The 23,278-nt window shown below is 64.1% G+C and carries 17 protein-coding genes; 15 read left to right on the top strand and 2 right to left on the bottom strand.

The genetic code is table 11. The features are described from left to right. Positions 1–379: 379 nt before the first annotated feature. On the top strand, positions 380–910 hold the full coding sequence (locus ACZ4TW_RS22220; RefSeq protein ID WP_465546461.1) for a hypothetical protein: 531 nt from the start codon (positions 380–382) through the stop codon (positions 908–910). A 1,798-nt stretch (positions 911–2,708) separates the two neighbouring features. Here ACZ4TW_RS22220 and ACZ4TW_RS22225 read toward each other — a convergent pair. Then, complete coding sequence (locus tag ACZ4TW_RS22225) at positions 2,709–3,248, bottom strand: helix-turn-helix domain-containing protein (RefSeq protein WP_465546463.1); 540 nt, start codon at positions 3,246–3,248, stop codon at positions 2,709–2,711. Positions 3,249–3,800: 552 nt separating this feature from the next. On the opposite strand from ACZ4TW_RS22225, the gene ACZ4TW_RS22230 reads away from it, so the two are divergent. The 14 genes from ACZ4TW_RS22230 to ACZ4TW_RS22295 all read left to right on the top strand — a co-directional run bounded on the left by ACZ4TW_RS22230 (position 3,801) and on the right by ACZ4TW_RS22295 (position 22,298). Continuing rightward, positions 3,801–5,936 carry a cutinase family protein gene (locus ACZ4TW_RS22230; protein ID WP_465546465.1) on the top strand — a complete coding sequence of 712 codons (2,136 nt, stop codon included), beginning with the start codon at positions 3,801–3,803 and terminating at the stop codon, positions 5,934–5,936. Between the two features lie 116 nt (positions 5,937–6,052). Further along, complete coding sequence (locus ACZ4TW_RS22235; RefSeq protein WP_465546466.1) at positions 6,053–8,500, top strand: peptidoglycan DD-metalloendopeptidase family protein; 2,448 nt, start codon at positions 6,053–6,055, stop codon at positions 8,498–8,500. Further along, on the top strand, positions 8,497–9,150 hold the full coding sequence (locus ACZ4TW_RS22240; protein ID WP_465546468.1) for a hypothetical protein: 654 nt from the start codon (positions 8,497–8,499) through the stop codon (positions 9,148–9,150). The genes ACZ4TW_RS22235 and ACZ4TW_RS22240 overlap by 4 nt, the downstream gene beginning before the upstream one ends. Positions 9,151–9,328: 178 nt before the next feature. Then, the gene (locus ACZ4TW_RS22245) at positions 9,329–10,948 is read left to right on the top strand and encodes a MinD/ParA family ATP-binding protein (RefSeq protein WP_465546469.1); all 1,620 of its coding nucleotides are present in this window, start codon (positions 9,329–9,331) and stop codon (positions 10,946–10,948) included. Then, complete coding sequence (locus ACZ4TW_RS22250; protein ID WP_465546471.1) at positions 10,945–11,394, top strand: hypothetical protein; 450 nt, start codon at positions 10,945–10,947, stop codon at positions 11,392–11,394. Before ACZ4TW_RS22245 ends, ACZ4TW_RS22250 begins: the two co-directional genes overlap by 4 nt. Before the next feature lie 67 nt (positions 11,395–11,461). Then, entirely contained in the window at positions 11,462–11,626 is a 165-nt protein-coding gene (locus ACZ4TW_RS22255) for a hypothetical protein (RefSeq protein WP_465546473.1), read from the top strand. A gap of 19 nt (positions 11,627–11,645) precedes the next feature. Beyond that, the gene (locus ACZ4TW_RS22260; protein WP_465546475.1) at positions 11,646–12,395 is read left to right on the top strand and encodes a DUF8175 domain-containg protein; all 750 of its coding nucleotides are present in this window, start codon (positions 11,646–11,648) and stop codon (positions 12,393–12,395) included. A 56-nt stretch (positions 12,396–12,451) separates the two neighbouring features. Next, a complete protein-coding gene (locus ACZ4TW_RS22265) occupies positions 12,452–14,626 on the top strand; it encodes a hypothetical protein (protein ID WP_465546477.1) in 2,175 nt (724 codons plus the stop codon). A 9-nt stretch (positions 14,627–14,635) separates the two neighbouring features. Continuing rightward, complete coding sequence (locus ACZ4TW_RS22270) at positions 14,636–16,264, top strand: SCO6880 family protein (protein ID WP_465546479.1); 1,629 nt, start codon at positions 14,636–14,638, stop codon at positions 16,262–16,264. Between the two features lie 16 nt (positions 16,265–16,280). Continuing rightward, on the top strand, positions 16,281–17,873 hold the full coding sequence (locus ACZ4TW_RS22275) for a hypothetical protein (RefSeq protein ID WP_465546481.1): 1,593 nt from the start codon (positions 16,281–16,283) through the stop codon (positions 17,871–17,873). Positions 17,874–17,913: 40 nt separating this feature from the next. Further along, positions 17,914–18,612, top strand: coding sequence for a hypothetical protein (locus ACZ4TW_RS22280; protein ID WP_465546483.1), 699 nt, complete (start codon positions 17,914–17,916; stop codon positions 18,610–18,612). A gap of 4 nt (positions 18,613–18,616) precedes the next feature. Continuing rightward, entirely contained in the window at positions 18,617–19,870 is a 1,254-nt protein-coding gene (locus ACZ4TW_RS22285) for a DUF1173 family protein (protein WP_465546485.1), read from the top strand. Beyond that, complete coding sequence (locus tag ACZ4TW_RS22290; RefSeq protein WP_465546487.1) at positions 19,867–21,678, top strand: type IV secretory system conjugative DNA transfer family protein; 1,812 nt, start codon at positions 19,867–19,869, stop codon at positions 21,676–21,678. Before ACZ4TW_RS22285 ends, ACZ4TW_RS22290 begins: the two co-directional genes overlap by 4 nt. Then, positions 21,675–22,298 (top strand): hypothetical protein, encoded by a 624-nt coding sequence (locus ACZ4TW_RS22295; RefSeq protein WP_465546489.1) that lies wholly within the window; start codon positions 21,675–21,677, stop codon positions 22,296–22,298. Before ACZ4TW_RS22290 ends, ACZ4TW_RS22295 begins: the two co-directional genes overlap by 4 nt. A gap of 176 nt (positions 22,299–22,474) precedes the next feature. Here the strand turns inward: ACZ4TW_RS22295 and ACZ4TW_RS22300 are convergent, their stop codons facing one another. Beyond that, on the bottom strand, positions 22,475–23,131 hold the full coding sequence (locus tag ACZ4TW_RS22300) for a hypothetical protein (RefSeq protein WP_465546490.1): 657 nt from the start codon (positions 23,129–23,131) through the stop codon (positions 22,475–22,477). Between the last annotated feature and the right edge of the window lie 147 nt (positions 23,132–23,278).

Below are 23,278 nucleotides of genomic sequence, written 5' to 3' on the forward strand. Positions count from 1 at the left end.
AACAGACGGAGTCGACCTCAGCGGCCTTATCGATGCGGCGTTTACCGCCCCGGTACTGCCTCTGAGTCAGCGCGAAACAACGCCTGTCGTCTCTACATCGGTGGAAGGCCGTCGCGGGCGACGGGCCGTTGAGATTCACCACGTTGTCGACACGCGGGGCGTTGCGTGCGGCCTCCAAGCGTGGGTCGCAGATCCCGAAGTCGAGATGGAACCGCGCCCGCGAGCCGCTGGCTTCATGTACGAGCACGCGTCGGGACACGTAACCAACTCAGAGGACACGTGGCTACTGGGAGCTTCCACCACAGAGGGGTATGGCCGTGTCGGCGATCCTGATCAATTTCTCAACCAGGTAGTCAGGGCCGACGACGTTGTAGGAACGATGGAGCTCGTCGCGAAACCACCGCTGCGAGAATCACAGATCGCTCGGACTACGCTCTTGCACAAGGATGGACACCTCGACACGGTGGTCACTCCGGCCCGCGTCTATCCGGACGGGGTGAGGTTTCTGACTCAGGTCATTACGCCCTGGGCGCCGCCGGAAATTGATCCCGCGACGGCAATGCGGCTGGCCGACGAAGCCGGCGATCAGCTGTGCGCATTGGTCTCTTTCACTGACGACCTGCCAGCAATCGTGTACTGGGCAATATCGCCACCCAGCTGGGTGGCCTATTGGTCCGGGAAAGCCGCCGTCTCTCGTGACGACCGCGGAGTACTGCACGAAGGGGATCGGACCGAGTTAGCCAGTGCTTGCGAGCAACTCGACAGCGGAGCCCAGACGGCGGCGCTGACGCTACGGCTGCGGGCCATAGACGGGGGCTGGAGGGCGGTTTCTGCGACCCTCACCCGCTATCCGAGTCAGACGCAGATGCGTTTCTACGTCATGACCATGACGCCAGGCACGGAGCTGTGAGTGCACCGAACCACTGGCTCGATGGGAAGGCCGACGTCGTCGAGACGGTATCCGTCCTCGCCGCACGCACTGCATGTGGCGATTGCTGATCTGCGTGTGGCCGCTTCAGCTTCGCGTTGCTGGTCGTAGTAAGCGGGTGGGCAGGCAAGGTCGTCGAGGTCACGGTAGCGAGCGATCAAGGTGTTCATGAGAGCAATGGGCTTGTGTGGGTTAGCCGCGACGTAGGGGAGTCCGCGGTGGTCACGAAGCAGTGCGTGGAGGTCAGCCGGTGTCCAGTGATGCCCCGCCAGTGGCGCCAGGACCCGCCCCCAAGCGGTGATGGTGACTCGTTCTGCCCAGCTCGGCGCTAAGCCGCTATGGAGCCAGTTGCGGGCTAGGAGCAGCCCTCTGGGGTCCGGTGGTGACTGTTTTCGCTTCTGCCGAGCCCTCTGTGTCCTAGACGGGTCGCGCGAAGCGCGGCTTTTGAGACTGCCGGCTGTGCCGGTTTGGTGTAGTGAGTTGTCACCAAGGGGAGAAGGGGCCCTTACGGGACCCCTTCGGGGATGGGGTGTCACGGAAGTATTGGGCAGCGGGTCGATCTCGAACTTTCGTGCTGTGACCTGTGGATTATTTGGAGGGTGCAGGGCGTAGACCGAGGCCCACCCTCGGCTGCGGTCCTTCACACGCCAAGACGCGAGGCGCTCCCGCTTCGTCCGTTGCCGGCCACGGAATACCTCAGTCGCGAGGCCGAAGGCCTTCATCAGCCGCGAGGCTCGCTGCACGGTTGCTTCTGAAAGTCCAGTCATCGCCTGGATGGTCTCCACGGCGAGACGGCTGTTGCGGCCAGTGTCCCAGTCGGCGGCCGACGCACGAGCTGCACAGACCTTGCGGAACGCCTCACGCCCACACCCTCCCCTGCCTTTCTTGTCGCACACAAGGGTTCGCAGGACGGGGTAGAACAAGTCGTAGGCGATCTCAGCTTGTATGAGCCAGTCGAGATCGCTATGCCAGCACGCGACACCGCGATATGCGCCCTTGGGCAGCTCGAGGATGGTGACGCGGTTGATACCGAGTTTTCGCAGGAAGCTCGGTGCGGTGTGGATGCGCCCGCGTCGGATGTCAGTGGGGGAGGAGCCTGGATAGAGTCGCGTACCGCAGCCACGCGCAAGCAGAGGTGCCGATCGCAGATCACGATTCGACACACCGGATTCAGAAGGGATTGCGGGCACCAAAGGATGCGCGCTACCCTGAGACCTGTCCAGCAAGACAGTCCCTTCGGGGATCAGGGAGCGAGATTGCCGCCTCGCCCCATAAACGTCGTCGAACGCCCTCGGTGCCAGCCGGGGGCGTTCGTCGTTTCAGTTATGCGGTATCGAGCAAGTCGAGTCCTTCCTGTAGCGCAGGACCAAGGTCGGGTCGGTCGGCGTCGCGCGCAACCAGTGCAGCAAAGTAGTCGACGAGCGTGAGCCCATGGCGGCGTGCGCCTGCTCGGAATGCCTCGTCGAGCGCAGGAGGAATCGCGACGTTTCGTTGCACCAATTGCTGACCGTATGGGTCTTTGCGTGGTCTGCCGGCCATGCCCCCATTTTGACTAGCAAAAAAGGCGCGAGAGGTTAGCGACACACCACGTGGCGCAATTTTTCTTCGCCAGGGCACTCAAGCGGGGCATCCCATGAAACGAAACCTGGCCGCCGAATGTGGCACTACCAGAGACACGGAGTGGCGCGCGGGAGTGGCAACAATTCCCCGATACTCGGTCGACAGCAGCGCGGAACATCACGTGCACCGCGGAGAGGCGCAGGTAGATTGCTTGCGCAGATTACTTACCGCGTCGGCGCGCCGCCGCTCGCTCCCGGCGTAGAGTCTGCCGATCGTTGAGGCCGTGGTCCCAAGCTTGAACTACTTCTGACTCGCCCACGCTAAGAATGTCGGCTATCCGCGCGGCCAGCGCCTCGTCGATAGGCAGCCTCCCGCGCTCTATATCGCTGAGTTTTGAGGCCGTGACCGAGAGTTGCGCCGCCAACTCGGTCTGCGTGTACCCGGCCCGAACGCGTAGATCCGCCACATAGACGCGCGCAGATGCGTTGGGGGTGAGATCGCCCGGCGAGACCCCCAGCGTCTTTGCCGCCAGAACAAGTGAGCGAGGAGCCGGAGTTGTGACGCCTTGTAGCCAAGCGGAGACTGCCTGCCGGCTAACGCCAATCTCGTCGGCTAGATCCTCGATGCTCATGCCTTCACGCGTCAGCACTCTTCGCAGCGCTGCGGGCGAGAATCCCGGCGACCCACCACGCGACACGCGAACCACCTCTCGAATCAACCTCGGCGACTCCTGGTCGCGAGGATCATTGTGACGCGCCACGGATTCCCTTTCGACCGTAGATCGATGATTAATTGCGGCAAACAGTTGCGGTGAATGATGGTGGCCTCTACCGTAGACAACGTGGAGGCACGCGCGGGCAAGAACCTCGACGACACTGGTCGTATAGGTTGCACAGCTAACGAGCAGGGCGCTAATGTGACCGTGCGCTCATCCCACAAAGATCTTTGGATGAGGACCTTCCCGTTGGTTGACATTTCACCAGCGGTCGCAAGAGGAGCCGAATATCGGCCCCTTGTTCTGCGTACCAATTTTGCGGGAAGGATCAGCTATGCGTCTACGCCTGTGGAACGCCTGCCATCGCGGATGCCAGGCCGCCCGGCGCGCTCCCCGGCGGCGGACCTCCGAAGAGGGGGGTGTGGTCTCGCTGTCTTGTAACTAGGCGGGCCCAGACCTGGCCCGAGAGTCATGAAATTTGCCGTTTCACTCCCGAACCAGGTCTGAGCCCTCTTCTTTGATCTGTACCCGTGCGGTAGGTGAAGTACCCGGGACAGACGTCGTTCATCGTACCTACGATTGGCGGCGTTCTGGTGTATGAGCCTGCTGCAAACCAATTTGCAGGGGATGCACATGTTGTTCGGTCGTCGATCTGGATTCGATCGCGCCATCGTCGTGATTCTGTCGCTGCTGGCGGTAATCGCGGTGTCTGTGGGCTCGCGGCCTGGTGCGGCGGCGGCCGAAGCTACTGCGGGACAGGGCTGTACGCCGATGATGGCGTTTCTGGCACCGGGGACGTGGGAGACGAGCAAGACGGCAAATCCGGCCACCCCTAAAGGGATGATGGCGAATATCGGGAACCGGTTGAAGCGGGACTATGGGTCCTCGATCACGGTGCTGTACACGAACTATTCGGCGTCCGCGTTCGATAAGGGCGAAACGTATGCGGCGTCAGAACGTGATGGGGTCGAGCGTACTGAGGCCTTGATGCGTCGGTGTCCTGGTGCTCGGATCATCCTGGGCGGCTACTCGCAGGGGGCCGACGCCGCCGGTGATGTCGCGTGGAAGATCGGTCACGGGAAAGGTCCGGTGCCGGCGAGTTCGGTTGCGGCGGTGGGGTTGATCGCTGATCCGAAGGGTGAGAAGTCTCAGGCACTACCGCTGAAAGGGTCAGGGATCGCAGGCAAGCGACCCGGCGGGTACGGGGCGTTGGCCGATCGCATCCAGTGGATCTGCGACCCCACGGACCTGTACTGCAACGTCACGTCGAAGAACCCGTTCTTGAAGACGCTCGGAAACACTTTGGGTTCAGCGATGAATGGTGAGATCCCGAACGTGTCGGCGCTGACTTCGGACTACTCGAACGTCGACCTGGCCGGCGCGGTCTCGACGGCGGACAGGCTCAAGAGCAGCGCGCAAGGTTTGTCAGCGCCGACGTCGCCCGGCGGAGCGGGCGAGTTGGCGGAGGTGGCGACCCTCGCGAATCAGTTAGTGGCGACGTTCGCGCCGATTGCGGATACCCAGCAGTGGATCAAGCAGACTCCCGGCGCGGAGCGGCGTTTGCAATCCTCGCCGAAGGATTCACCACGCGCACAAGCAAATACCGTCTTGTCAACGCTCAGCGGGATGGATGTCTCGGGAATCGTCAAGTCGGCGTCGACGATCGCGTCGACTCTCGGATCGACCCTTGGATCGACCCCGACACAGTCCGCCGCGCCGGCGCCACAAGGCGCAACGCCAGCTGGTGTGGAGTCAGCACCCGTCGCTGGTGCGGTCGACGGGTCCTCGACCGGGGTGTCGGCGAGCGGTAGCGGCGTGATCGATCCGAACGCTGGTCTCAGCGGAGCTGCGGCGACGGGGGAGACCCTCGGCGGTAGCATCACCGGAACGGCCTCGTCGGCGGATTTGACGGGACTGGCGTCTACGGCCCTCGGCCTGGCCTCGCAGGTCGCCCCGTTGGGGAGCACAGATCAGGCCTCGTTGCAGACCGCCTCGCAGGTCCTCGGCACCGTGAAGATGGACACCATTGTGTCGCAGGGGATGAACGTCGTCTCGGCCGTCGTCGGGACCGACTACGTCGGCATCGTCAACAACTTGCAGCTCCTTCCGCAGCAACTCTTCGCCGGCGACATTCGAGGCGCACACAGGACTGCGGGCACACTCAATAACCAGTTCTCGCCCTGGGTGAAGATGGCCTCCCAGATCGATTTCAAGACAGCGTCGCGGGTGGCGGGCATGATCCCCGATCCGCAGGGCTATGCGCAGATCGCCTCGCTGGTCCTGGATTTGGTCGGCAACGTCGATATTGTGCGGCTTGCGCGCAATGTCGGCCAGATCCAGGAAGTCGCCTGGCAAATCCTCGAGACCGGGAATCTCCTGGCCCTCACCCAACTTCTTCCGATCGGCCTGGACCTCGCGTCGGTGGCGCTGGGTGTGCTGTCGCCGGGGGCGAAAATGTCGCCAAGCCTTCTGGGAGCGGGCGCTACTCCTGAGCAGGTGTCGCTGGCAACCTCGACGCAGGGCCAGGATGTCGGCTCGTTGCTGTCAAGCGTGTCGGGGCTGGCCTCCTCACAGGGTGCGACCGACCTCTCGAAACTGATCGGGGAGGGCTTGGATGCCGCGTCGTTCCTGGCATCAGGGTCTCACCAGTCGTATGCGAGCAAGAAGCTCGCCGGTGGCCGCACCGCTATCGACATCATCTACCAGTTCTTCCGCCAAGCGTTGGGAGGCTGAACGACACAACCACACAGCCAGGCCGCATCTTGAATGCGGTTGCAGGTAAACACTTTTCATCTGTCCGGGCGGGGCGCGTGAGAAGCGACGAATCAACGTAACGCAGAGGAAGGGTTATGGGTGGTAGTGCATCCAGTTCTGGTGGTTGGCTCACCAAACTGGCTCTCATCGCGTTCATTGGCCTGACCCTGTGCGCGAGCATGATGGTGGCCGTATTCGGCTCGCCAGACCCTCCACCGGAGGAGTCGTGTTTACCCGAGGGTTCTCAGAACGCGGCCGCGGTATCGGCAGGTAGCGGTGCGATCGCCGCGGCCGCGAAGGAGGCCGTCGACGCTGGCCGCGGCCAGGGCATCACCGTGGCCGTGGCGGTGACCGACAGTGGCTCTCCGGAGGACTCACTGACCACGGGCGCAACGAAGTCCGTGCCGAGTGCGTCGGTCATCAAGCTTGCGGTTGCGGTAGCAGCAGGTAAGCGTGTTGACGCGGGCGCGGTGCCGATGAGCCAGGTGCTTCCCCTTCTCACGCCGATGATTTCGGTATCGGACAACAACGCTACAAACGAGCTGGTTTCCTTGATCGGTGGCCGTGACGTTGTGAATGCTCAGATCCGTGAGCTCGGGGTACCTGCGGGTGATGCGACGTTGGGCCGCGACCTGGGTGTCCCGGTGACCGGCCCCGACACGAATCAGATCACCATCGGCGGCGTGTCGAAGCTGTTGCAGATCATCTACGACAGTGACCGCAATGTCGGTGGGGGACGCAAGATTTCGAAGTCGTCGGCAGCTCCGATCGTCGCGGCGATGCGTGCCCAGCAGGTGAATACGAAGTTTGGTGCGGTGCTGCCGCATGACCAGATTGCGCACAAGACGGGTGAGCTGACGGGTACTAGCCATGATGTGGGCTGGTTCTTTAGCGGAGACCGGTGGTTGGCGGTGTCGATTCTGACGACCAAGCCCGGTGCGGCGGATCAAGTGGGCAACGACATCATCAAGCAGTTCGCGAAGAAGGTGTTCGACGCCCGCGACCAACCCGTGATCGGCAAGGACCCCTCTCGTGGACCGCCGACACCGTCGCCGGCACCGACCGCGTCATCGACGACGAACGGTGCTGGCGGCGGCGAGGGTGCCCGTCAGATGCCGATGAAGGACGGCGCATACCAGCTTTCCTCTGGTTTCGGACCGCGGTGGGGCACTGAGCATCAAGGCGTCGACTTCTCTGCCCCCTTAGGGACCCCGATCTATGCGGCCATGGCCGGCAAAGTCGCAAAGTCCGGTCCGGCGACGGGATTCGGCAACTGGATCATCGTCGACTTCGACAACGGCACATCGTCAAATGTGTACGGCCACATGCGGGCAGCAGACCTCAAGGTCAAAGAGGGCGACACCGTCACCGCCGGCCAGCAGATCGCCGCAGTTGGTAGCGAGGGCGAGTCGACGGGGCCTCATCTGCATTTCGAAACGTGGATCGGCGGGCAGGCAGGTAAGGGTGGTCGTCTCGGCGGCGGGCATGCGATCGATCCGCTGCCGTGGCTGCGTGGGGCTGCGCAGCCGTCGGGGACCGCCGGTGCCGATGTTCGTAACGTCGCGAAGGTCACTCCGGGCCAGGGGTGCGGTGACGTCGCGGTCGGCGGCACCACACTCAAGCCGGGTTCGGTCCCGGCGGCGTTCGAGCCGTGGATCATCAAAGCGGCGGGCACCTGCACAGAGATCACCGCGCCGATCATCGCCGCTCAAATTGAGAACGAATCCGGCTTCAATCCGCGCGCCTACAATGACCGGTCGCAGGCAGCAGGAGCGACTCAGTTCATCCCTGAAACCTGGGACGCCAAAGCTGTCGACGGCGACGGCGACGGCACAAAAGACCCATATTCGATCCCTGACGCGGTGATGAGTCAAGCCGCGTACGACTGCGAGTTGCTCGGCATCATGCGTGATGCACTCAAGCAGGGGCGAGTGCACGGTGACCTTCTTGAGCTCACACTGTCGGCCTACAACTGTGGGCCGGGCGCAACACTGAGCCGTGGCGGCCCATGCCAGAACACCGAGACTCAGAACTACATCAAGAACATCCCTGAGCGTGCCCGCAACCACTTCACGGCGGCCGGGGCGATTGTGCAGGGCGGCCCGGTCGGTCAGCGCATTGTCGCGGCGGCGATGCGATGGCAGGGCACCACGTATGCGTGGGGCGGTGGTACGCCGCGCGGGCCGTCAAAGGGCATCAGTGACAACGGCGGCCGCGCCGACACGCTAGGCGACTTCAACAAGGTGGGCTTCGACTGCTCAGGCCTGGTGCTCTACGCGGTGTATCAGGCCACCGACGGCAAAATCGAGCTTGCACACTACACAGTCACCCAGCTCAACGATCCCCGCGGAAAAGCGGTGCCCGCCAATCAGATACAGCCCGGTGACATCGTTTTTCCCGCCGGAGGCGACCCGCAGCACGTCGCAATCTATATCGGGGACGGCAAAGCTGTACACGCTCCCCAGTCCGGTGACGTCGTCAAAGTCTCGCCGGTAGCCGAGGCGGTCGGAAATGGTTTCAGCATAAGGAGATTCGCAGCATGAAGATGGCCATGAGTGTGCGTCCCGCACAGGTAGGTGTCGTGGTTCTAGCGGTACTCACCCTCGCCGTGCTGAGCGGCTGCGGAACCATCGGTGGTGACGGCGAGGACTCGCCGACAACGGGAGCTCCTGCTCAGCAATGGACCCCTGGCGACGGGGCCGCAACGGAGACCTCGCCACCGACGTCGGATCTTCCCGACGTGCGAGCGACACCGCCGACGCCGCAGTCAACCTTGCCCGCTGATGCGGCGGGAGTGAATCGCGATGATCCCGTGGCGGTGGCCACCACCGCCACGCGGATCTGGTTCACGTGGGACACCGGTCGCGATCGCAGCCCGTCGGATGCGGTAGCACGTGCCGCGCCTCTGCTTTCCGAGTCCTTCCGGACGCAGGTGTTGGGCGATCAGGCGCTCAGCCCCGGCGGTCAGTGGTTGGTGTGGTCGAACGCGAGCGCGGTGACCCGGCCGACGATTACGCAGGGCCCGAATCAGGGTGCACCGGACTCCTCGACACGCCGCTACTTCGTGTTCGAAGTTGCCCAGGCCGGCTTCGCCGACGGTCGCCAGGTGGGCTCGACGGTGGACCGCCAGGTGTGGGTGATCGCCGTGAGAGGCGCTAACGGCTGGGAGGTGAGTCAGCTCCAAGAGCAATGACAGACCAGCCGTTCCATCAGGTGCCCATCGGGCACATCCCAAGCATCACAAATGAGTTCAGCACAGCAATGAAGGAGAACAACGGATGACCGCACACAACGCCGCCGGATTCGCCGGCGAAGACGAGGGATACGAGAATCGCGGCGATCGAGACCGTGGGTACAACGCGGAGCCGCCGGTGACCTTGCGCCAGCAGCAGTTGCGGCGACGACCGGTGGTGGCACCGCCGGTCGAGGAGATCGTCGCCGAGGACGATTCCGGTGTGGAGCTCAACGAGGAGAGCGCACCGACAGAGCCGGCGGCGGGCAACAACGATCCCGTGACGGAGAACTTGTCGGCGATCGACGACGTCGTCGCCCCTGGCGGGGGGGAGGACACCGAGCCTCGACCCGACGCCGAGCAGGTGGGGCCAGTTGCGTACTCGCAACAGCAGGCAGCTCCGGGCGAGAATCCGTACGGGGTTGGGTACGTCGGTGCCGGCGGGTTCTCTGACGCAGCATCGATTCGTGCCGGCGCCGGGTACCAGTACGGTGCTGCCGGCCGCGTCCTGGTCGATCCGGACCCGGCGGCGGGGCGAGGCCGTCAGGGCGGTCGCGGTATGGGATTGCTCGACACGGTCGACGGGATCGAGCAGGACCCGGCCGAATGGGGCTGGCGGGGGCGGTTGAACGCGCTCGGGTTCAAGATCCGACCCCGCCCCGACAGCGAGGAGGTCGCATTCCGGCAGGCGATCGAGCAGGTCCGCCAGCCGTTGCCGGGCTTCTGGGTGGTGGCCGTGGCCAACGTGAAGGGCGGGATGGGTAAGACCCCGACAACTCTGATGCTGTCGAACACCTTCGGCCTGTATCGCGGCGGCGGTGTCGTTGCCTGGGACTCCAACGAGTCGAAGGGCACGCTGGCTGAGCGTGCCGCGGCGTCGATGGCCGCCAACGAATACCCGCCGAGCGTGTGGGACGTGCTCGAACACGCCGCCGAGCTGGCGGGCCCGAATGCGCAGGCCGGTGCCCTGTCACACTTCCTACGCAAGCAGCCCACGATGGACGAGATTCTCGCCTCGGACCAGTCGTCGAAGCGCATGAAGGCGATCGGACGGGATGAGTGCGCGGCGATCATGGCGGTGCTGCGTCGTCACCGCAACGGCGTCATCATCGACACCGGCAACGAAGACACCTCCCCGAACTGGCAATGGGCGATGGAGCACGCCCACCAGCTCGTGATCCCGATGCCGTATCGACGAGACGCCGCGGCCAAGGTCACACAGATGCTCGATGGCCTGCACGCGCGTGACTTGTCGGCGTTGGTCAGTTCCGCAGTCGTCACCCTTGCACCCACACCCGGAGGCACAGATCAGGATCGTGAAGCGATCATCAACGAGCTGCGCGCGGTGGGTGTGCACCGGTTCGAGGACATGCCGTACGAGCCGCAGTTCGAGGGTGCCGGTGCGCGCATCGTGTACTCGCGGCTGCCGTTGGAGACGAGGGTCGCCTACACCCACCTCGCCGGCGAGATCGCGAATTCCCTGGCGCACACCAAGAGTCCGCGCGGCGTCGAGTTCGACGCCGGGTTTGTTCCGCAGTCGATCAGCCGGCCACCGGAATACGACGTGCGCGGTACCCGCACTCCCATGGCCGCCCATGCCGGGTATCCAGTGCCCGCAGGTTATGGGCCCGCCTCGGGTGGGTTCCCCGCGGTCAGTTACCCCGATCAGACCGGCGGCTGGCCTGTCCAGCAGCAGACCGGCGGCTGGCCTGTCCAGCAGCAGAATCCCTACTACTCCCCGCTCGGAGGTCAGCGATGAAAAACATTCCAACGATGATGTTCACCATGGGGGCCGCACCAGCGCAGCGCCGTGTGCGGCGGCGCGCCGTACTCGCCGCTCTGCTTGTGGTTGCAGCCCTGGCGGTGGGGTGGTTGACGGCTGGGCCAGCAGGTGCGGCGACCACTCATACGGTGGCTCAAACCTGGAACCCTCTGACCGGCATCATTCCCGACTTCTCCCTGTTCGGCCCGACCGTGGGCACGACGTGGCGGCGAGTGATGGGGGCGTTCTGGGCCGCATGCCTGGCTGCCTGCTCGGTGTGGGTGATCGTGGCCGGAGTGAAGTGGTCGGCCGCCAACCGTCGCGGCTTTGCCGCGCAACAAGTGGACGCCAAGCAGTCGTTCATGGACGCGAGTATCGGGCTCGGTGTGTGCGCCGGCGCATCCATCATTATCGCCGGTGTCATCTTCGCCTTCGGCGTCTAACCCTTCCTCCATCCACGCAGGCCACCTGCACAGTCATTTTCGTTGTCTTACAAAGGAGTTGCATTCCATGTCCACATCGTCTCGTCCAGCACGCCGTTCACCGACCACCCGGCCGTCCTCGCGTGGGCGGTCCACCAGCACCCACACCCGGCGCCGTGTGCGTATCGCGCTGATCTTCGGTGCGTTGTTTGTCATCACGCTGGTGATCCTGGTGGTCAGCGCGTTCCTCTGATCGAAAGGCAGTAACAACCATGGCTAAGAAGCCCAACTACAGCACCGTCTCCACCGCCGCGGTCGACCCCGGCGCGATTCCGCCACCACCCAAGCGCAAGGGGGGTCGGCTGTCCAAGTCCTGGCTGATCGGCGCGGCCGGCCTCCTGGTGATTATCGCGTTGGTGTGGGGGCTGGCTGCGGCGTGCGGGAGCGGCAGCGCTGACGACGAAGGCTCCGCCGGCGGCAGCGAGCAGCGGGCGATCGGTTCCGCGCATGGTCCGGAGTCGATCTCCGACGGCATCCCATCGCGCTACACCCGTGACAAAGCTGGTGCGGGCACGGCCGCGGTCAACTTCATCACCGCGGTGAGTCAGGCGATGGAGGGGCGGATCGACGCAGAGAAGCTCAAGGAGTCCAGAGTCGGCACGACGCCATCCGAATCGTTATCGAAGGTGCTCGACTCGGCCTCTGATCGCCGCGATGACGGATCGGTGTTCAACGCAGCACCCGTGATGGTGACGGTGCCGCAATACTCCGCCGACGAAGCGACAGTGTCGGTGTGGTCGGTGGGTGCCTCGCAGTCGCCGGTCAACGATTCCGGCAAGAAGGGTGTGCTGACGGTGTGGTCGACGACCACCGTGACGTTGCGGTGGATCGATGACGATTGGAAGGCGGTCGACTGGTCGTTCCAGTCCGGCCCGAATCCCGATGAGGTCACGCTGCCCGAGGCCGATTCGACGCTGTCGCAGACCGCACTGAGCGGCTCCTACAGCTTCTTCATCAACTAGATAGGCGGCGAGAACCTGTGGGACGCAACATGCGTGTACGCCGCCGATGGCTGCTTGTGGCACTGCTCGCGGTGCTCGCGATTGTGGCAGCCAGCATCGGAGCAGGATCGGCGGCCGCCGACGACGAGCCTGCCGCCGGGCAGGGTACGTCAGTGCAGAACGACGGAGGCAAGAAGCTGCCCGCAGGTTTTCCTACACCACTCAAACGGTTCGTCGCCGGCACCGAGGAGTTCAAGTCCGCGCCGTGGTTCAAGGGTGTGTGCGCCGACAAGGGCGGAGACTTCGCCGGTTATCTGGCGGCCATGTTCCCGGTCGAACCGGAGTTACTGTTCTGGTCGCGCAGCGAGGATGAGCGCGCCGCGCAGCTCGCCGACCGTTACAAGGAGAATGGCAGCCTGTCGCCGAAGATCTCCTCGGCCGAGGAGGCGAAGAAGGCGATGAGCGGCGGATCGTTCCGCCCGACGCGCGACAATGGGTGGCTCGATGCCAGCTACCCCACCGACAAGAGCGAGGACTATCCCTCCACCACTCCGGTATGCGCGGAGGATCTGGCCCAGTGGGGCAACAAATCGATCAGCGCGTGGGGCTTTGAGTTCGTCGACGTTCCCGACGACGATTCGATCAAGGCGATGGCCGGTGGGGATGCTCAGCTCGAGAACCGTATCCGCAAGCCGTGCGAGTCACCCAGCGCGGAGGGTGTGTGGTTCTGCGTGCACGCCTTCTACCTCGATTGCGAGAAGCCCACCGAGCAGCGGGAGATCACCAAATGCCGGCAGTGGAATGTCGGTGTAGGCAAGCTGTTTCGGGGGACGGCGAACTGGATCGACCAGAACACCGGTGTCAGCGATCGCATCAACAACGTCGGACGCAACGCGATCGGACTGTGGCTCAAGACAACCCCGGCGTACTGGCAGGGAAAGATCTACTCTGCGGCGTTTGCGAATCTGTGGAATCAAACGGCGGGCGCGGTCGCAAAGTTCTTCAAGGACGCCCAGGATATGCCGGAGAAGTGGGCGAACTGGTTCAAGGAGTTCGCGCTGGATTTGACGACCACGGTGCTTCCGGGGTTGGCGTCGGTGGGTGAGTTCGACCTCAAGGCTCCGTGGTTCCTCAAGTGGTACGCGATGAGTATCGGCTTGGGGTTCGCTGTGATGACGGTGATGTTCCTGCTCGCGACCGTGCGCGCGTCCCGATCGGGCGGCGCTGAGGCCTTAGCCCGAGACACGTTGGGTTACTTACCAACTGCGATTGCGGCGATGATGTACACGCCGATGTTGGCGTGGATGCTGCAAGCTCTCGCTCACGAGATGACAATGCTGATCGCGAATCTCATGGGGACGTCGATGGATGAGGTCGTCGACAACGTCTCGTCGATGTTGGGGTCGTTGACGAACGAAACCCTGGTGGGTGGAGTCATCGGAGCGATCATCGGGTTCGGCCTGCTCGGTATGGGTGCGTTTGCTCTGTTCCTGGGCTTGCTCATGCATCAGATCGGTATTCCGTTGGCGTGTGTCGCGTGCGCGATCGGTTACGGGATGCTCGTGCATCCGACGTGGCGGCGCAAGGCGTTGCGGGTGCCGATGATGTTGATCTCGCTGATTCTCTCGACCCCTTTGTTGTTCTTGGCGCTGGCCGTCATCATCCAGGTCATCAACTGGTCTGCCGCCGAATCCACCACGGGTGACGGGAAACTCGCATCCTGGGGACAGCTCGCGTTGTGCGCATTCGCGTTCTTCGTCATCGGTATCGCACCCTTCTCGCTCCTGAAGTGGTCACCTCTTCTACCCGGCAACGAGGATGCCGACCGGATGGGAGACAGTGGCGGTGGAGCTGGCCAGATCGTCGGCGCCGGAGGGATGGGCGCGGCCGGCGGAGTGCGGGCGAGTCATTCAGCGCGGGAAACGTCAGGAGCCGCCAGCGGTAGCGGCGCACATCATGCAGCAGCAGCCAGTCACCACGGCGGCGGAGCCCACGCCGCCGGTGGCGGCGGTGGCGGCGGTGGCGGCGGCAGCGGGCAGGTCGTCGGAAAAGCAGGCAAGGCCATGTCGATGGCTGGCGGGCCGGTCACCGCGACCGCGGGCCGGTTGGCGTCGGTGGCCGGTAAGGGCGCTCACGTCGCCGGGGATGCCGCGAAGGCTGGCGTGTCGGCGGGCACACGGGCGGGCGCGATCAATGCCTCCCAGCGTGCCCACGGCATCGCGGCCGACTCGGCCCCGACCACCAGTAACTAGGAGAACAGTATGACCACAATTGACGTTGCCAACGCGGAACGCGAGGGTGTGCGGACATCGATCCTGGGTGGCGAGGTCGCCAGCCGCTACGTCGGTGGTGTACCGATGCCGGCGAAGCTCGCTTTGGGTGTCGCGCTGGTGATCACACTGGTGTCGATCATTTGGCTACAGCTCATCGGGCTCGTGGTGGCCGCGATCGCCATTCCCGGCACGATTGGTGCGGTCGTCGATTTCGGGAACGGATCGTTCGCGTCGCGGCAGATGCATCGGTTCCATGAGTGGCTGCGGCGACGTCGCGGTGAGCATGTGCACATCAACGAGGCTGATCCCGACTACGGCAATCCTGATGTCGATCCTGGGTGGTCACGTCCGGTGCCGCTGGGCAAGGTCGAGCCGCTGGATTTGGCTGGGACCGGCCTCGACGACATGTTCATCCTGTGGCACCACAACCCTGGTGAGGCGAACTACTTCTCGATTGTGCTGTCGGTGCAGGGGTTGGCGGAGGGGTTGCGTTCGGACAGCAAGTGGGCGCAGAACCTTCAGGCGCTCAGCGATTCGGTCTATAACGCGTGCGCACGCCGAACCTCGCATGTGAAGAGTCTCCAAATGGTGTCGCGCAGCGTGCCGTCGGATCTCAACCCGCACGAGCAGTGGATCACCGAACGAGTGGCGGGACTGCCGCCCGACCTCGCTGAACGGCTCTATCCGGCGATCGTGTCCTACGGCGAGGTGGTGGATTCGATCCGCCCCTACGCCGAGGATCACCGCACCTATCTGGTGGTGTGCCTGGGGGAGACCGGGGCGTTGATGAAGCAGGCGGCGCGACTGGCGGGGTCGAAAGACGCCCCGGTCGAAGGTGGCGTGGCGCAGGTATTCCGCGATGAGGTCGCCAGCATCCAGCGGGCGTTGGAGGCCAGCGGATACGGGCGTGTCGACGTTCTCGGTGAGCAGCGAGCGTGCGCGGTAATGCGGGCGATGATCGACCCGTCGTATCCCCTCGACCAGCACGAGGGGGTCCGGTGGGAAAACTGCTTCCCGTCCTATGTGGGGGGTGTCGACGCGCTCGTGGTGAGGCCGCTGCCTGACCGTGAGGATGCCGTCGCTTGGCATACGCGCGTTGCGGTCGTGCCACCGGGCAAGGTAGCGCCGGTCCCGTTGGGACCTGCGTGGCTTGCTCCGCTGCTGACCGGTGTGGAGCCCGACGAAGGTGATCCCGGCGAGGGTGTTCCGCCGTGTCCGACGATCCGAACCATTTCTGTGCGAATGGATTTCGTCCCCGCCGACCGGGCGCGGCAGGTCACTCGTAAGCATCAGACCTCTGACTATGCCCAAGCGATCGAGTCGGAGCGTCGCGGCAAGATCAGCGACGGAACCTCCGAGGTGATGGCTTCTGCGTCGGCTCGTCGCGCCCTCGATTTGCGGGAGGGATCGGGCTATCACGGAGTGATTTGGTCGATGTCGCTGTCGGTGACGGGCCACGACGGAGATGACTGTGACCGGGCGTGTGCGCGGGTCACCGCGGCCGCTGATGAGTCTGCGATCACCGAATTGCGCTGGCGCGAAGGAGATCACGACATCGCACAGTTCTGGACCCTGCCCCTCGGTCGGGGCTTGGCGTCGACCCGATACACGCGCTGACGAGGAAGGCATCCACATGACGACAACAGAGGATCGGATCGAGGTCGACGAGGACCTCGCGGCCGCCGAGGACGAACGAGAGCGGCGCACCATCACTGAATGGTGGCGCTGGGTGCTGGGCCGGGAGGACGGCGTCGGGCCGTTGGCGAGCGGTGACGCAGAAGCCGAGCACGCTCTGCATGCTCTGCGAGAACGTATCGAACCCCCGGAACGGCGGCGCTGGCTGGATAAGTGGGGGTGGTATGAAGGCCGCCCGGCTGGGGCGTGGACGACCACCCGGCAGGCCGAAGCGTTGAATCTGGCGACGACACGCCAGCCGGTGCAGCATGGCGGGCTGTTGGCCGGCCGAAACCTGATGGGCCAGGCCGCGGTGCGCCTGGATCCGTTCGAGCTGTACCGGGATCGGGTGATCGATGGAGTCAACGTGTGCGCTATCGGCGATATCGGGTCGTCGAAGTCGTCGATCATGAAAACCGTTGGCCTGTTTCGGCAGTTGATCTTGGAGCGTCAGATTGTGGCGTTCGATAAGAAGAACCAGGGCGGCCGAGGGGAGTATGGGCCGATCGCTGACATTTTGGGTGTCGAGTCGGTGACCTTCCGTGCCGGCGGTGGTGGCGTATCACTGAATCTGCTCGATCCGGAGATCTCCACCGACGGTCGCCACGCCGGGGGCGTACCGGGTGTGGTGCCCGCCGGCCAAGAGCTCTTGCTGCTCGCGGTGCTACAGGATGCGATGGAACGTCCCCTGAATCCCCGCGAAAAGGCGGCTGTGCGATGGGCCCTGGCTGTGGTGAACCAGCGGGCCGTGGAGTCGGGAACGGAGCCGCTTCTGGTCGACGTGGCTGGACAACTCCTCGACGGAGCCGGTGGCAAGTCGGAGGCTGCTCTCGATTTCGTGCGGCGCGGCGAGGACGTACCCGAATCAATCAAGGGCGATCTGGGTGACTACGCGTACTTCGGTAAGCGGTGGGCGTCGCGATCATTGGAGTGGGGAGTCGAGCCGGGTCTGGCGATTCTTGAGCTGGTGGACGGCGCGCTGCGGGGGCTTGTGGACCAGCCGACGAGCCGGTCGGTGAAAGAGGCGTTGAAGCATCCCTTTGTGCACTTCGATCTGTCGGCGCTCCCTGAGCAGGGGCCGGGATTGCGCGTGGTGATGACGACCGCTCAGACCTGGTTGGCCAACCGGCTCGCCGCACGGTCGCTGGCTCGACGACAGACAATCGGCATCTTCGAGGAGGGCTGGTTCCTGGGCGAAGGCGCGACCGGAAAGGTCGCCCGCGGAAACATGAAACTCTCCCGCGGCCTGGGCTACTCGACGTGGTCGGCGTTCCATCACTTGTCCGATCACGCGAAGGATTCACCCTCACGCGCACTCATGCAGGAATCCGATATCGCGTTGCTCTACAAGCAGGGCCGCAACGACGACGCTGTCGAGGTCTGCCAGATGTATCACCTGCCGCCGGAAACCGTGGATGTGCTCACCCAGCTCGGCCGCGGGCAGTGCTTGATGTGGATGAAGGGCCGCGACCCGATCCTGATGCAGCACGTGCGATCTCAGCTCGAACGCGACCTCACCAATACCGACAACGTCCTGGAAGGCACCACGTAAAACACCCGGCCGGATGGCCACCACAGGAGAGGACCTCATCGTGACCACCAACGATCCCATCGGGCGACAGAGTCCGCCCGCCACACGACCGTCAACGACGGCCTACAGCGCTGCTGACGCCCCGCTAGCTCCGTATGAACCTGGGTACACCCCGGGGCCCTACGACTACGCCAACGGCGGATATATCGACCAGTACGACCCACCGGTGCAGCCGCGGATCGATGCCTACGCCGCTGAGCAGTATGAGACCGGTGGTGCACCCGCACCGCAGGGTCGACCAACCCACCGCCGGTCGGCGTTCGATCCTGGTGTCGATCTGGGGCGCTTTGTCGGTGGCGCGGTGATCACGGCGGTGATCGCGGCGATGGTTGGGTATCTCGGGGTGCTGATTGTCAACGTGGCGACCTCGAGGTGGGTACCGGGAAACTATTGGATCGATCACCAGCTCGTGCGCCCGGAATTATCGCCGTCGACGGCGGCGTGGCTGGCTGCGGCGGCGGCGGCTATCGTCGCGGCCGGCGCCATGGTCGGGCTGTTGCAGATCACGAACTCGGCAGGGATGTTCTTCACGCTGATCGCCGCGCTGCTGGCCATCCTGGGTTTCGTCATCGCGATCACGTCGGGACCATGGCCAGCGACGGTCGGGCAGGCCGGTCTCATCGCTGTGGTCATCGGGGTTGTCGGTGTGCTCACCACGAGCTACACCCGCATGACAATCACTACGCCGGAACGGTTCTGAGACGATGTCGCGCTACACGGTGGGCGGCGATGTGATCGATGCCGTCGGTGACCAAGACGCGCAGAGGATGCTCGAACAAGCTCGCCGCGACGGTGTGCGGCCCTTGTGCGGATGCCGTCGGCCGGGAGTGCCGATGTATGTGGCCAGCACGCCGTCAGGACTCATCGTGAAGCGGATGCCGGGATCGGCGACTGATCACGCCGCCGAGTGCGCCTCTTGGGAGCCGCCCGCCGGATTGTCGGGGCTGGGAGAAGTGATCGGCGAAGCGATCACCGACAACCCTGAAACCGGGATGACTGCGCTGCGCCTGGGTTTTGCGCTCTCGCAGAGCGCTGGGCGTGCAGCTCCGGACGTATCGGCGGGAGCAGATGCCGAGTCGGTGTCCACCGACGGCCACAAACTGACACTGCGGGCATTGCTGCACTATCTGTGGGATGAGGCTGGGCTGACGTCGTGGTCTCCGAGAATGGCTGGTCGACGCAACTGGCGGGTGGTCTCGTGGCATTTGCGTCAAGCCGCGCACGGTAAGACCGCCAAGCGTCAGGCACTCGACCGTAAGCTGTTCATCCCTGAACCGTTTGACGCAGAGCACAAGCGGCAGTTGCTATCTCGACGACACGCAGCGTGGAAGGCTGCCCAATCAGTGCCGGGAAAGACGACCCAGCTGCTCTTGCTCGTCGGTGAGATCAAGGCTATCGAGGAAGCACGCTACGGGTACAAGCTGGTTGTCAAACACCTGCCCGACACCTCTTTGGTTCTCGCCGAGGATGTCCACAAACGGCTCCGCAAGCACTTCGCCGACGAACTGGATGGCTGGGCCGGCGATGACGCCTCACATCTGATGATGATCGGCACATTCTTGGTGAACAATGCCGGTATCGCGGTAGTGCGAGAGCTCTCGGTGATGCTGGTCGATGAGCATTGGCTGCCGGTGGAGTCCGGCGCGGCCAAGATGCTGCTGTCGACAGCCATCGACGAGCGCCGCCGTTTCCGGGTGTGCCTGCGTTACAACCTGTCTCGTACCGCAGCGTCGGCCACGCTGGTCTTCACCGACACCGACCCGACCACGGCGGCGTTCATCGACGATTCGGTGTCTCTGGGCGATGCGATGTCGGCGGCCGCCGACCACGCCGACAACACCGCCTCACCTATTCCTGATGGCGTTGAGGGCATGGCCGTGTGGTCGTGGCTCACCGCCACGGAGATGCCCGAACTTCCTGAACCCGCCCGTATTCAACCGCAAAGGACCGCGCTATGAGCTATCACCAGTCTGGGTCGTCGACCCATAACTCGTCGAGCTCGGCGGGCCCGATCCTGGCCGTGATGGGCGCTGTCGTGGCTGCGTTGACTCTGGTGTCGTGTGCCGGTGCCCTGTCGGGGGTGTTGGCCGGGCACGGGTGGGCCTGGCCCGGAGGTGACGACCCAGCTCTGTTCGCGGGCCTCAAAGCGCTTGTCACCAGTCCTGGTGATCCGGCGGCGTCGTGGCCGGGGGACGTGGCACCGGGGCCGGCATGGTTGGTGTGGGCCTGTGTTGTGGTGCTGGTGGTCGCTGTCGCCGCGTTCGCGTGGTGGGTGTGGTCGGTCATCGATACGCGCAGGGCCCGCCGCGAAACCCGGCAGCGGGGGTTGGCATCCCGTGAGGACCTCATCGCCGCGAATCTCACCGAAGAGGCTGCGGTCGCTCGTGCGCGGACGTCAACGCCGGCGCTGCGGGATCAGAAGGTTAAAGACATCGATCCAGGAGAGGCGGCGATTTATGTCGGGCAGCTGCGCGGGTCACGCGAACCGGTCTATGTGCAGCATCGCGACTGCACCCTGATCGAAGGGCCGACAGGTGCCGGTAAGACGTGGCGGTCGGCGGTGCAACGGTGTTGGGATGCACCGGGTTTCCTGCTTGCCACGACAACGAAGGCTGATTTGATCAAGGCCAGCTTTGCCGCGCGCCGCGACGTGGGGTGGGTAGAGATCTTCGACCCAACCGGCATCACCGGCTGGCCCCGGCCGCTGCGGTGGGCGCTGCTCGCTGGGTGTGACGACGAACAGGTGGCGATGCGCCGTGCCGAATCCATGGTGAAGGCCGCACCGCTGGGACAGGTGAAGAACGCGGGTTTCTGGGAGTCGCGCGCCACGACAGTGCTGCGCTGCTATCTGATGGCGGCCGCGGTCGAGGGGTTACGGCTACGGCAGGTTCGTACCTGGGTGAATCTCAAGGAATGGGAAGAACCCTATGGGATCTTGGTCGAGTCAAACCCGATGTGGGCCGCCGACATTCGCGGTTTGGCCGCGGGAGAGTCCGACTCGATCGACGATGTGTTCTCCACGGTGGCAAGCATGTTGGAACCGCTGGCCGATCCCAGTGTGGCCGCGGTCGTCGACCCGCCGATCGAGCAGTCGATTGACCTGCGGCGGTTCGTGCTCGACGGCGCGAACACCCTGTACCTGGCGTGTTCGTTGAAGCAGAAGCAGGTCGCTCCGATCGTCGCTGCCCTGGCCGCCGAGGTGTATGAGATCCTCGACCTGCATTCCCAGCACCAACCCGGTGGACGGCTAACGGTTCCCGCGCGGTTCGTGCTTGACGAGGTCAACAACATCGCCCCGATTCCAGGCCTGCCCGACATGATGACCGACAGCGGTGGCCGCGGCCTGAGTATCTGGGCGTACGCACACAACCGGCTACAGAACGAGAAGCGGTGGGGGCGTGAGGCTGGCCGCGAGTTCACCATCAATGCACCGAACCGGATCATCCTTCCCGGCCTGGGCGATGAGGAGGAGTTGGCGTCGTTGTCACGGTTGTTCGGCCAGTACGAGGAAGCCTACGGTCCACAACCCGGTCAGACTCGAATGAAGAATGTGTTGTCAGTCAACGAGATACGCGAGATGGATGAGGACCAAGCGTTGATGATCTATCGCGGTTCCAAGCCGATTATGCTGCGGATGCCGACGCTGTGGGAACGACCAGACCTTGCCGACGAAGCCCGGATCTCGGAGGCCTTGTTCGATCACATCTGCCAGACCGGCAACCTCGATGCCACCGTTGACGATCTGGCTGTGGAGTCGGCGTCGTGACCGCGGTCGCCGAGAAGGGGTCGACTGCGGGACCGAAGTTCTCGCCGTCGCGGTTCTGCTGGGAAAGTCTGAACCGCGCCGACGCCGAAGAACTGTGGTCGGAACTGATCGACTGGGTCGGCTGGCTGCGGGTGCGTTATGAGCTGGGGTCGGTGATCCCGGGATGCTGGTACCGCCATACCCGCATGGTGGAGGAGCTGACGGCGCTGATGACCGCGCATCGGGCGGCCTACGATGACTCACACACCTCAGATGGCCAGTATTGGTCGGACATGGCGGCCTGGCATGTCCACTATCTACGCCCGTTCCTATCGACGATCAAGGACCTGGGCACCAAACCGTGCGGTCCTGATACCTGCTCGGCTCGACCGCGGGCGGTACCGGGATTTCACGGTGTGGCTGACTGGGTGAATGCCGACGTCGAGGCCCGACCCACCGGTTCGACGGCGGCGCGGCCGGCCACACTAACCCCTGGCGAGGTTCGGGAGTTGGTGCGCAACAACGAGGCCGCCCCACTCGACCCCACAGATCCCGACACCGGATACAGTCACAACGGCCACCGCTGGTTCTATGACCAATCACGAAAAGTGTTTGTGGCACAGACGATCACCTCTACCTGACGCCGTCCCCGGCGCGAAAAGACCAGCGACACTTCAATGATGATCCGGCACACGGCGAGCAATTACTTCGACGTTCTCCTCGTGCCCAATCTGAGTGTCGTTGGGCGGCAGGGGAGGCCGAGGTCTGCTGTTGTTCCCCGCCCGGAACAGACAGGCCCGGCCTCTCCTGCCGCTCCCTATCCCCCGATGAAACTGGTCCAGGCCGACGACAGCACGTCCTTGACGATGAGAATCAGACCGGGAATGAGAACGAGCCCGCTAGCTGCGATCGCAACGATCTGAGGGGGCCGCAGGTACGTATTCTTCGCGAGCCACACACCTCCGCCGATGCAGCCACACACAGTCAGCATGACCCAGAACTTGAACGATGTGGGCATCTCGGCGGCTCCGCGATGCCAGTAGTCGATCAGCGCGCAGATCGCGGTGACAATGGCCAGTGCCACGGCGAGGATCGCGGCGACCAGTTCGGCATCCCCGTCTCGGGTGAAGCATGCGAAACTTCGAGATACCCAATAGATGATGGCGAGGGCTACGAGAGTGGCAACCAGCGCCAACCAGGTCGTGGACGTGTGTCGTAGTAAGCGTCCGAAACTGTAGCCGTACAGGACAATTGCGAACAGTCCACTCACAATGATGCTGATGACGCCGAGCGTGGTGGGTACGTGGCCCTCGATAATCCAGACGGCGACACCGCACAGCGCAGCGGCGGTCGCGATGCCCAGGAACGCCAGCATCCAGTGCCACCACTGCCAGCCAGGGTCATAGGTGCGCGCGACATCGGTTGTGTCGGGAGCGTAGAGGTCCCTCTGGGCGAGGATGGTACGGGTCAACATGCTGCTCCTTGGGTTGGGCGGTTCGGTGTCCAACCGTACGAAACGTGAGTGAGGGACTGGTGCACGATCAGGTGACAGTGTCGGTGTCATGCCGCTGAGGCGGCTGTGTTGATGATGGTCTCGTATTCGATGGGCGTCAACCGGCCG

This window comes from Agromyces sp. NPDC029043 (assembly GCF_055564615.1).